Here is a 12,445-nt window from a genome sequence, read left to right as displayed (position 1 = left end):
CACCGGGATCGATTGGGGAGCGTACAGGCCGGGCGACGGAACTGACAGTGGGTAACACCGGCGTTCGTGATATCTGACATGACGTCATAATCCCTGGTGGGGGGAGAAAACGCCGACCGGTGTGACGCTCGCAACAAGGCCATTGATCTCGGCCTTCCCCCTCCTATATCGTCGCCGACGAAAGATCATCAGCTCTACGCGATGCTGTACGGGGGAACGCGCTCTAGAGGGCCTTTCTTCGTGCTGCCCGGAGCCATCGGTCCGAGTCGCGTCCTTTTCTGAGTGGGAGTCAGCCGTGTCGGCTATCCCTGTTCGTTCCGTCGTGGATGCCCTCCGAGCGCACGCCATTGAGCGTGGACACGTCATCGCCTACTCTGACCAGGCACGCAGCACGACCTACGGGGAGCTGGAAGCGTCCACCGCGCGACTGGCCGGCCACATCGCCGAATTCGGAATCGCCCGGGGCGGGCGCGCCGTGGTGTGCCTCGGCAACCGGGTGGAAATGGTGGAGAGCTGCTTCGCGCTGACCCGCGCGGAGCTCGTCACCGTCCCGGTCAATCCGCATGCCGGCGATGACGAGCTCGCGCATATTCTGCGCGACTCCGAGGCCGTGCTCGTCATCACCGAGGAATCGAACTTCGAGCGGCTCCGACGGCTCGACGGCCTTCGGAATGACCTCCACTTCGTGATCGTGACGGACAATCAGGAAAGCGTCGGGGACGGCGAATGCGTCCACGACTACCGGCGAATGACCGTAGGCGAACCGAGCGCACCGGCGCCGGACGGACTGCGGCCCGACGAGATCGCCTGGATGCTGTACACCTCCGGAACGACCGGCGCCCCCAAGGGCGTTCTCTCCACCCAGCAGGCGGGGCTCTGGTCGGCCGTCAACGGCTACGCCGCCGTGCTGGACATCGGACCGGGGGACCGGCTGCTCTGGCCGCTGCCACTGCACCACAGCTTCGCCTTCAACCTCTGCGTCCTCGGAGTGATGGCGGCCGGCGCGACCGCCCGGATCGCGGCCGACTTCGCCCCGGACGACATCGTCACCGAACTCGGCAGCTCCTCCTACACCCTGATGGCCGCCGTGCCCACGATGTGCCACTACCTCCTGGACTCCGTCCCCGAGGGCGAACTCGACCTGAGCGGCCTGCGGGCCTTCCTGGTGGCCGGAGCGCTCACCAGCGCCGCCCTCGGCGCACGGTTCCGGGACGCCTTCGGCGTCCCGCTGGTCGACAGCTACGGAAGCACCGAGACCACCGGTGTCATCACCTGCAACCCGCTGGGCGACCACCGGGTGCCCGGTTCCTGCGGCCGGCCCGTCCCCGGGGTGACGGTCCGCATCACCGATCCGGAGACCGGCCTCGAAGCGCCCACCGGCCACGAGGGCGAGATATGGGTCCGGAGTCCCAGCCTGATGGCCGGCTACCACAACGACCCGGAGCGGACGGCCGAGGCCTTCCACCAGGGCTGGTACCGCACCGGCGACATGGGCCGCCAGGACGCCCAGGGCTTCGTGAGCATCACCGGGCGCCTCAAGGAACTCATCATCCGGGGTGGGGAGAACATGCACCCCGCCGAGATCGAGGACGCGATCCGCGCGAGCGCCGAGGTCGCGGACGTCGCGGTCGTCGGCCGCGAGCACGGTGTGCTCGGCGAGGTGCCGGTCGCCTACCTGGTGCCGAAGGCGGACCAGCCGCTGCCGGTGGCCGAGTTGGTCGCCCGGCTGCGCGACCGCCTCGCCTACTTCAAGGTTCCGGCGGAGCTGCACCTCACCGACCGGATCCCCCGCACGCCCTCCGGCAAGACCGTCCGCCGACTCGTCGGCGCCGAGGGCTCCCGACTGCTGGCGAACACCGGAACCCACCACGGCCGACTGACCTTCCGCGCTCCCGGCTCCCCCGACTCCTCCGCTCTGCCGGCCTCGCTGCCGGCGGACGACCGGAGCACCGTGCGCGGCAAGCCCGTCCTGCTGCTCGCCGACGCCGCCGCCACGGCGCGCGCCGAGGAACTGGCGGCGCACCTCCGCTCCGCGCACGGCTGCGCCGAGACGGTGGTCGAGCGCTGCGAGCCCGCCGACGGCGAGTTGCTGCGGCGCGCGACGGCAGGCCGGGACGGGTACGTGCTCGTCCTGCTGACCGGGGCCGAGGAAGCGGCTCCCTTCGACGAACTGGCGCGCGAACTCGCCGGTGCGGGAGGGATCGCGGTCTCGCTCAGTGCCGGGGACGAGATCGGCGCGCAGGGGCTGCGCGACGCGCTGGACGCCGCACTGATCGAGAACGCGCCCGTCGTACGGGCGTCGGCCGTCGACGTCCCGGGACCGCTCTGGGGCGTCGCGGCCGAGCCCGCTCCCGAGGTGGCAGCCCGACTGCGGGACGAACTCCGGGACCTGGGCGACCGGGACGTCGAACTCCGGCTGCTGGCCCTGGTGGCCGCCGAGTGCGCAGCCGTCCTCGGCAACGCCGCCGCGGCCTCGCTCGACCCGCGCAAGCCCTTCCGCACGCTGGGCTTCGACTCGGTGGCGTCCGTGGGCCTGCGCGTCCGGCTCCAGAACGCGACCGGGCTGCGGCTGCCGGCCTCGCTCGCGTTCGACCACCCGACCCCGCGGGCCGTGGCCCGGTTCCTCCGTGACGGACTGCTCGGTGCCCGCGGGACGGGCGAGGCCGTGGTCCTCGGGGCGGGCGCGGTGGCGGACGAGGCCGATCCGGTGGTGCTGGTGGGCATGGCCTGTCGGTACCCGGGCGGTGTGCGGTCGGCGGAGGACCTGTGGGACCTGGTCACGGCCGGTACGGACGCGGTGGGGCCCTTCCCGGAGGACCGGGGCTGGGACCTGCCCGGGCTGTTCGACGAGGACCCGGACACGGCGGGAACCACGTACGCCTCGCAGGGCGGATTCCTCGACGGCGTGGCCGAGTTCGACGCCGGGTTCTTCGGGATCTCGCCGCGGGAAGCGCTGGCGATGGACCCGCAGCAGCGGCTGCTGCTCCAGACCTCCTGGGAGCTCTTCGAGCAGGCCGGCATCGACCCGGACACGCTGCGCGGCAGCCGCACCGGCGTCTTCGCCGGGCAGATGTACCACGACTACGCGATCCGCCTCACCGGCGAGCCCGGGGTGGAGGGCTACCTGAGCACCGGGCTCGCGGGCAGCGTGCTCTCCGGCCGACTCTCCTACTTCTACGGCTTCGAGGGGCCGGCGCTGACGGTGGACACCGCGTGTTCCTCGTCGCTCGTCGCCCTGCACCTGGCAGCGGACTCGCTGCGGCGGGGCGAGTGCTCGCTGGCGCTCGCGGGCGGAGTCGCGGTGATGTCGACGCCGACGTCGTTCGTCGACTTCAGTCGTCAGCGCGGTCTCGCCGCCGATGGCCGCTGCAAGCCGTTCGCCGCCGCGGCGGACGGTACGGGCTGGGGTGAGGGTGTCGGGCTGCTGTTGCTGGAGCGGTTGTCGGACGCGCGGCGCAACGGGCACCGGGTGCTGGCCGTGGTCCGTGGCACTGCGGTGAACCAGGACGGTGCGTCGAACGGTCTGTCGGCGCCGAACGGGCCGTCGCAGCAGCGGGTGATCCGTCAGGCCCTGGCAAGTGCGCGGCTGGCGGCCGACGAGGTCGACGCCGTGGAGGCGCACGGCACGGGTACGGCCCTGGGTGACCCGATCGAGGCGCAGGCGCTGCTGGCGACGTACGGGCAGGGGCGTTCCGCGGACCGTCCGCTGTGGCTGGGGTCGGTGAAGTCCAACCTGGGGCACACCCAGGCGGCCGCCGGTGTGGCGGGTGTGATCAAGATGGTGCAGGCGATGCGGCACGGTGTGCTGCCTCGGACCCTCCACGTGGACGCGCCGTCGCCGCACGTGGACTGGTCGGTGGGTGAGGTCTCGCTGCTGACGGAGGAGCGGGAGTGGCCGGAGACGGGGCGTCCGCGTCGGGCGGGTGTGTCCTCCTTCGGCATCAGCGGGACCAACGCGCACGTCATCCTCGAACAGGCCCCGCAGGACGACGAGTCGGGCACCGAGGTGGCGGCGGAGGTGCCGGTTCCGCCGGTCTCGGTGCTGTCCGCCGCCGACGATGCCGCGCTGCGGGAGCAGGCGGCCCGGCTGGCCGTCCGCGTCACTGCGGACAACTCCCTGACCGTGGCCGACCTGGCCTTCTCGCTGGCGACCACGCGGGCCGTGCTGGATCGGCGTGCGGCGGTGGTGGCGGGGGACCGTGAGGGGCTGCTGCGGGGGCTGGAGTCCCTGGCGGAGGGGCGCCCGTGCCAGGAGGTGGTGGATTCTGCTGCTTCCGCCGGAAAGCTGGCGTTCCTGTTCACCGGGCAGGGTTCCCAGCGGTTGGGGATGGGCCGGGAGTTGTACGGCGCTTTCCCGGTGTTCGCGGGCGCGTTCGACGCGGTGTGTGCGGAGCTGGACGGGCATCTGGACGGTTCGGTCCGCGACGTCGTCTTCGGTGACGACGCCGAGTTGCTGAACCGGACGGTGTGGGCGCAGGCTGGGCTGTTCGCGCTGGAGGTGGCGCTGTTCCGCCTCCTTGAGTCGTGGGGTGTGAGCCCGGACCTCCTGCTCGGCCACTCGATCGGTGAAGTGGCGGCCGCGCATGTGGCGGGGGTGTTCTCGCTGGAGGACGCGGCCGCGCTGGTGGCGGCGCGTGGCCGGTTGATGCAGGCACTGCCCGCCGGGGGCGCGATGCTCGCGGTGGCCGTCACGCCCGAGACCGCTGTGGAGCTCCTCGCCGGCTGTGAGGGCCTGGTCGATGTCGCGGCGGTCAACGGTCCGCGTTCGGTGGTCCTTTCGGGCGACGCGGGGGCGATCGAGAAGGTCGAGCAGAAGGCACTGGCAGCCGGCCACCGGGTCAAGCGCCTGTCGGTGAGCCATGCCTTCCACTCGCCGCTGATGGAGCCGATGCTGGCCGAGTTCGGTACGGTCGTCAGCGCTCTCAAGGCGGACGAGCCCCGGATCCCGGTCGTCTCCAATGTGACCGGCGCACTCGCCACCGCCGAGGAGCTGACCAGCCCCGACTACTGGGTGCGGCACGTCCGCCAGGCCGTGCTGTTCCACGACGGCGTGCGCACCGCCTCCCAGTTGGGTGCGACCCGCTTCGTCGAACTGGGCCCCGACGGCGTCCTGACGGCGCTCGCCCAGGACTGCCTCACCGGCACCGACGGCCACGCCTTCACCTCGCTGCTCCGCCGCGACCGCCCCGAGGACCAGGCCGTCGCCGCGGCCCTGGGCGCCCTGCACTGCTGGGGCACCGTCCCCGACTGGCAAGCCGTGTACGACGGTTCGGGCGCGCACCGCGTCGACCTGCCCACGTACCCCTTCCAGACCGAGCGCTACTGGCCGGTGACGCCGATGAAGGGCGTGGCCGGAAGTCCGGCGGAGCCGGGCGACCTGCTCTACCGCGTCAGCTGGGAGTCGCTCGCGCAGGTTCCCGCGCCGGAGCCGTCCGGCACCTGGATCCTGGTCACGGACACCGAGGACGCGCTCACCCAGGACTGCGTGACCGCTCTCGATGCCACGGCCGCCCGGGTGCTGCGCCTGTCGCTCTCCGACGGGGCGGCTGATCGTGCGGCCCTCGGCGCCGTCCTGGCCCAGCTGGCCGCCGAGGCCGTGCCGACCGGGGTGTTCGCGCTGCTGCGCGGTGAACTCGCCCCGCTGAACGCCGTGGTGCTGCTGCAGGCGCTCGGGGACACCGGTTCCGAGGCCCCCGTGTGGCTGGCGACCCGGGGCGCGGTCGGTGTCGGCGGCCCGGACGGTCCGATCAGCACGCAGCAGGCACAGCTCTGGGGCCTCGGACGAGTGGCCGCACTGGAGGCGGCCGGCACCTGGGGCGGACTCGTCGACCTCCCGGAGCGGCTGGACGCCGAGGGTGCACGACGGCTCTCCGCCCTGCTCCTGGGTGCGATGGCCGAGGACGAGGTCGCCGTCCGGGCCGAGGCGGCCTACGCACGCCGCCTTGTCAGGGCGGCCCGGGAGGACCAGGCGGAACCGAACCGTTGGGCTCCGTCCGGGACCGTCCTCGTCACCGGCGGCACCGGCGCCCTCGGTGCCCATGTCGCCCGTCGCCTGGCCCAGGCCGGGGCCGACCACCTGCTGCTCACCAGCCGTCGGGGCGACCAGGCCCCGGGGGCTGCCGAGTTGGCGGCCGAGCTGGCGGAGCTCGGTGCCCGGGTGACCATCGCCGCCTGCGATGTCAGTGACGGGGAGGCGGTGGCCGCACTGCTCGGTGCGATCCCGGCCGAGCACCCGCTGACCGCCGTCGTGCACACCGCCGGCGTCCTGGACGACGGCGTGCTCATGGCTCTGACCCCCGAACGCCTCCAGCGCGTGGTCGCCGCCAAGACGGACGGCGCCCTCCACCTGGACCGGCTGACCCGCGATCTTCCCCTCTCCGCCTTCGTGCTCTTCTCCTCGCTCGCCGGCGTGGTCGGCGCAGCCGGCCAGGCGAACTACGCCATGGCGAACGCGGCCCTAGACGCACTCGCCGAACGGCGCCGACAGGCCGGGCTCCCGGCCACCGCAATCGCCTGGGGCGCCTGGGCGGGTGAGGGCATGGCCGCCACCGACGAGGTGGTGCGCGAGCGGATGCGCCGCACCGGGTTCCGCCCGATGCGCCCGGAGAACGCGCTGCGCGTCCTCGAAAGCGCGGTCCAGTACGGCGAGACCGCTCTCCTCGCGGCGGACATCGACTGGGAGCGCTACGCACAGGCGCACGGAGCGGCAGCCCGGCGCCCCCTGCTGCGCGCGCTGGTCGCCGGGCCCGCCGACGAGCCGACCGGGCTCGCCGCGACCCTGGCGGGCCGCACTCCCGCCGAGCAGCACTCCGCGCTGGAGCAGCTGATCCGCGGTCATGCCGCCGATCTGCTGATGCACCGGTCTGCCGAGGTCATCGACCCGCAGAAGTCGTTCCGCGCGCTCGGCTTCGACTCGCTCGCCTCGGTCGAGCTGCGCAACCGACTGGTCGCGGCGACCGGGCTGCGGCTGCCGGCCTCGCTCGCCTTCGACTACCCGAGCCCGGCCGGACTGGCGGACTTCCTCCGTGCGGAGCTGTTCGGCGCCGGCGAGGCGGGCGAGGCCGTGGTCGTCGGGGCGGGCGCGGTGGTGGACGAGGCCGATCCGGTGGTGCTGGTGGGCATGGCCTGCCGGTTCCCGGGCGGTGTGCGGTCGGCGGAGGACCTGTGGGACCTGGTCGCGGCCGGTACGGACGCGGTGGGGCCCTTCCCGGAGGACCGGGGCTGGGACCTGGCGGGGCTGTTCGACGAGGATCCGAGCGTTCCCGGGACGACGTACGCCTCCGGAGGCGCGTTCCTGGACGGCGTGGCCGAGTTCGACGCCGGGTTCTTCGGGATCTCGCCGCGCGAGGCGCTGGCGATGGACCCGCAGCAGCGGCTGCTGCTCCAGACCTCCTGGGAGCTGTTCGAGTCCGCGGGCGTCCTGCCGGGTGCGCTGCGCGGCAGCCGTACCGGTGTCTTCGTGGGATCCAACGGCCAGGACTACACCGCGCTCGTCGCCCAGTCCGCGGAGGACCTGGAGGGGTACCTCGGCACCGGTGGCGCGCTGAGCGTCGCCTCGGGCCGGCTCTCCTACTTCTACGGCTTCGAGGGGCCGGCGCTGACGGTGGACACCGCGTGTTCCTCGTCCCTGGTGGCCATGCACCTGGCAGCGGACTCGCTGCGGCGGGGCGAGTGCTCGCTGGCGCTCGCGGGCGGCGTCACCGTGATGTCGACGCCGGGTTCGTTCATCGACTTCTCCCGCCAGCGCGGGTTGTCCCCGGACGGGCGGTGCCGGGCGTTCGCGGCCGGTGCGGACGGTACGGGCTGGGGTGAGGGTGTCGGGCTGCTGTTGCTGGAGCGGTTGTCGGACGCGCGGCGCAACGGGCACCGGGTGCTGGCCGTGGTTCGTGGCACTGCGGTGAACCAGGACGGTGCGTCGAACGGTCTGTCGGCGCCGAACGGGCCGTCGCAGCAGCGGGTGATCCGTCAGGCCCTGGCAAGTGCGCGGCTGGCGGCCGACGAGGTCGACGCGGTGGAGGCGCACGGCACGGGTACGGCCCTGGGTGACCCGATCGAGGCGCAGGCGCTGCTGGCGACGTACGGGCAGGGGCGTCCGGCGGACCGTCCGCTGTGGCTGGGGTCGGTGAAGTCGAACCTGGGGCACACGCAGGCTGCGGCGGGTGTGGTGGGTGTGATCAAGATGGTGCAGGCGATGCGGCACGGTGTGCTGCCTCGGACGCTGCACGTGGACGCGCCGTCGCCGCACGTGGACTGGTCGGTGGGTGAGGTCTCGCTGCTGACGGAGGAGCGGGAGTGGCCGGAGACGGGGCGTCCGCGTCGGGCGGGTGTGTCCTCGTTCGGCATCAGCGGGACCAACGCGCACGTCATCCTCGAACAGGCCCCGCAGAACGCGCAGTCGGCCGAGTCGGCCGAGCCGACCGGGCCCCGGCCGTCGGTGGTGCCGTGGATCCTCTCCGCGAAGACTCCCGAGGCGCTGCGCGCGCGGGCGGAGCAACTGCGCGAGCACCTCGCGGCCCGGCCCGAACTGGATTCCGCTGCCGTCGGCCGTTCGCTGGCGGTGGGCCTGACCTCCTTCGAGCACCGCGCCGCCGTCGTCGCGCACGACCGCGCGCAGGCGCTGGCCGCACTGGCGGAGGTGGAGACGCACGGCACGGCGCCCGCCGGGAAGCTGGCGTTCCTGTTCACGGGGCAGGGTTCCCAGCGGTTGGGGATGGGCCGGGAGTTGTACGGCGCTTTCCCGGTGTTCGCGGGCGCGTTCGATGCGGTGTGTGCGGAGCTGGACGGGCATCTGGACGGTTCGGTCCGCGACGTCGTCTTCGGTGACGATGCCGAGTTGCTGAATCGGACGGTGTGGGCGCAGGCTGGGCTGTTCGCGCTGGAGGTGGCGCTGTTCCGCCTCCTTGAGTCGTGGGGTGTGAGCCCGGACCTCCTGCTCGGCCACTCGATCGGTGAAGTGGCGGCTGCGCATGTGGCGGGGGTGTTCTCGCTGGAGGACGCCGCTGCGCTGGTGGCGGCGCGTGGTCGGTTGATGCAGGCACTGCCCGCCGGGGGCGCGATGCTCGCGGTGGCGGTCGATCAGCAGACCGCTGTGGAGCTCCTCGCCGGCTGTGAGGGCCTGGTCGATGTCGCGGCGGTCAACGGTCCGCGCTCGGTGGTCCTTTCGGGCGACGCGGGGGCGATCGAGAAGGTCGAGCAGAAGGCAAAGGCGGCCGGCCACCGGGCCAAGCGCCTTTCCGTCAGCCACGCCTTCCACTCGCCCCTGATGGAGCCGATGCTCGCCGAGTTCGGCACGGTCGTCAGCGCTCTCAAGGCGGACGAGCCCCGGATCCCGGTCGTCTCCAACGTGACCGGCGCACTCGCCACCGCCGAGGAGCTGACCAGCCCCGACTACTGGGTGCGGCACGTCCGCCAGGCCGTGCTGTTCCACGACGGTGTGCGCACCGCCTCCCAGCTGGGTGCGACCCGCTTCGTCGAACTCGGCCCGGACGGCGTCCTGACCGCCCTCGCCCAGGACTGCCTCACCGACATCGACGGCCACGCCTTCACCTCCCTCCTGCGCCGCGACCGCCCCGAGGACCAGACCATCGTGGCCGCCCTCGGCACCCTGCACTGCTGGGAGGTCACCGTCGACTGGCCCGCCTACTTCGGACCCGGCACCGGCGCCACCGGCCTCCCCGGATACCCCTTCCGGGCGGAGCGCTACTGGCCGCGCCCGCGTCCGGTCGGCGTGCCGCAGGGGCCGGACACCCACCCCCTGATCGGCGGAGGCATTCCCCGCGCCGATTCCGAGGAGGTCCTGTACAGCTCCAGGCTGTCAGTCCGCACGCACCCCTGGCTGGCCGACCACGTGGTGAACGGCACGGTGATCCTTCCCGGGACGGCGTTCGTCGACGTGGCGCTGCACGCCGGTCGTGCGGTGGGCAGCCCGACCCTTGAGGAACTCACCGTGCAGGCGCCGCTCCGGCTGTCCGGAGGCTCGGCGGTGGACGTCCAGGTGGCCGTCCGGCCGCTCGACGAGCCAGGACGCCGGTCGGTGACCGTGTACGGCCGTCCGGTGGGCGCGGACGGCGGCTGGACCACCCACGCGGCGGGCGTGCTCACGGAGGAACGCGGCGAGGAGCTCGTCGCCGACCTCACCTGGCCGCCCGTGGGCGCCGAACCGGTCGCGGCCGAGGACGCCTATGACCGCGCCGTGGACATGGGCTTCGACTACGGCCCGGTGTTCCGGGGCCTGCGGGCCGCCTGGCGGCGCGGCGACGACGTCTTCGCGGAGGTGACCTTCGCGGAGGACTCCGGGCAGGAGCCGGAGCGCTTCGTCTTCCACCCCGCACTGTTCGACGCGGCACTGCACACCGGCTTCGTCGACTCGCCCGGCTCGTCGGACGCGGCCGGTCGGCTGCCCTTCGTCTGGCAGGGCGTCACGGTGTACCGGCCGGGAGCGGCCGAGGCCAGGGTCCGGCTGAGCCGGATCGGCGCGGACGAACTCGCGCTCCACGTCACGGATCCGGCCGGCCGCACCATCGCGGTGGTCGACTCGCTGACGCTGCGGCGGGTCCGCCCCCAGGACCTGGCGGAGTCCGGGGCCGAGCTGCTGGCCCCGGTCCTGGAGCCGGTCGAGGACGCCGGAACCGTCACCGGAACGTTCGCCGGGGCCGTCGCGGTCCTCGGCGAGGATCCGGCCGGCCTCACCCGGGCGCTCGACGGGAGCGGAATCGTCGCCGAGCACCACCGGGACCTGGCGGCTCTGGAGGACTCGTTCACGCTGCCGGAGGCCGTCGTCCGCTTCGTGGACCTCTCCGGTCCGCTGGGCACGGACGAGTCGGCCGAGCACGCGGTCGAGGCCGTCTGGCGCACCGCGGCCCTGCTGCGGGAGTGGATCGACGGCGGTCTGTACGACGACGCCCGCCTCACCCTGGTGGTGTCCGGGGAGCCGGGAACCACGTCCGGCGCCGTACGGGCGATGCTGCGCACCGCGCAGTCCGAGCACCCCGGCAAGTTCCAGGTCGTGGAGCTGGACGGCGACCCGAGGTCGCCGGCCGCGCTGGCCTCGGCCCTGTCGGTCGAGGCGCGCGAAGTGGTGGTCCGCGAGGGACAGCTGCTGGCACCCCGACTCGCCCCCGCCGGGAACGAGGAGCCCGCCGAACCCCGGCCGACCGACGGCGCCGTGCTCATCACGGGCGGCACCGGCGGCCTCGGCGCGGTCGTCGCCGAGCACCTGGTGCGGCGCCGCGGCGTGACCGACCTGGTCCTGCTGAGCAGGCGGGCGGACGGCCCGGAGCACGGCCGGCTCGCCGACACCCTGCGCGCGCTCGGGGCCCGGGTCACCCTCGCGGCCTGCGACGTCACCGACCGGTCCGCGCTCGCGGAGGTCGTGGCGGGCCTCGGTGCCGACCGGCCGCTCAGGGCGGTGATCCACACGGCGGGCATCGTCGACGACGGCGCGCTCAGCACGCTCAGCCGTGAGCAGTTCGCGCGCGTCGTCCGGGTGAAGGCGGAGGGCGTGCTCGCCCTGCACGCCGTCACCGCCGGGCACGACCTGGACGCCTTCGTGCTCTTCTCCTCGGCGGCCGGTGTGCACGGCAGCCCCGCGCAGGCCAACTACGCCGCGGCCAACGGCTTCCTGGACGCCTTCGCCGACCACCGCCGCTCGCTCGGACTGCCCGCCCTCTCGCTGCAGTGGGGCCCGTGGGCGGAGCAGCGCGGCATGGCCGGTCGGATCGGTGCCGAGGCCATCGCCCGGATGGCCCGCCACGGCACCGTACCGATGACCAACGAGGAGGCGCTGGCGCTGCTCGACCGCGCCCTGGACGGGCCCGGTTCCCGGAACCTGGTCGCGGTCCGGCAGTCACGGCGCACGGACCGTCCGGCCGCACCGGTGCCGGCGGCCCGGCCGACGAGGACGGCCGGCGGGCCCTCGCCGGCCGAGCGGCTGGCCGAGCGCCTGGCGGCCGCCGACCCGGCGCAGCGCCGACGGCTGCTGACGGACCTCGTGACCGCGCAGACGGCGGCCGTGCTGGGGCACCGCGGCGGCGACCAGGTGCCCGGCGAGCGGTCCTTCCGCGAACTCGGCCTGGACTCGCTCGCGGCCGTCGAACTGCGCAACCGGCTCGGCGCCGAGACCGGACTCAAGCTCTCACCCACGCTGGTCTTCGACTTCCCCACCCCCGCGGCGCTCGCCGGGCACCTCGACGAGGAGCTGGGCGAGAGCGAGGACGCCCCGGCGCAGCCGGTGATCCGCGGGCTCGACGAACTGGAGGCACAACTGCGCGCGGCCGCGCCGGACTCGGCGACCGGCCGGTACGCCGAACAACGGCTGCGCGCCCTGCTGGCCCGACTGGGCGGCACCACGAAGAAGTCGGACGTCCATGACGACGTCACCGACGAGGAGCTGTTCGAAATCCTGGACGGGGAGATCGGGATCTGACCGGCCCCGCCGGTCGAAACC

The 12,445-nt window shown here is 73.4% G+C and carries 1 protein-coding gene; it reads left to right on the top strand.

What is annotated here, in order from left to right:
- Nucleotides 1-121: 121 nt before the first annotated feature.
- Entirely contained in the window at nt 122-12,424 is a 12,303-nt protein-coding gene (locus tag O1G21_RS06760) for an SDR family NAD(P)-dependent oxidoreductase (RefSeq protein ID WP_333493427.1), read from the top strand.
- Nucleotides 12,425-12,445: the final 21 nt, after the last annotated feature.

The sequence above is a fragment of the Kitasatospora cathayae genome (genome assembly GCF_027627435.1).
GTDB classification, from domain to species: Bacteria; Actinomycetota; Actinomycetes; order Streptomycetales; family Streptomycetaceae; genus Kitasatospora; species Kitasatospora cathayae.
Note: the sequence above shows the minus strand (reverse complement) of the source record. Positions and strands in the feature narration are given on the sequence as shown.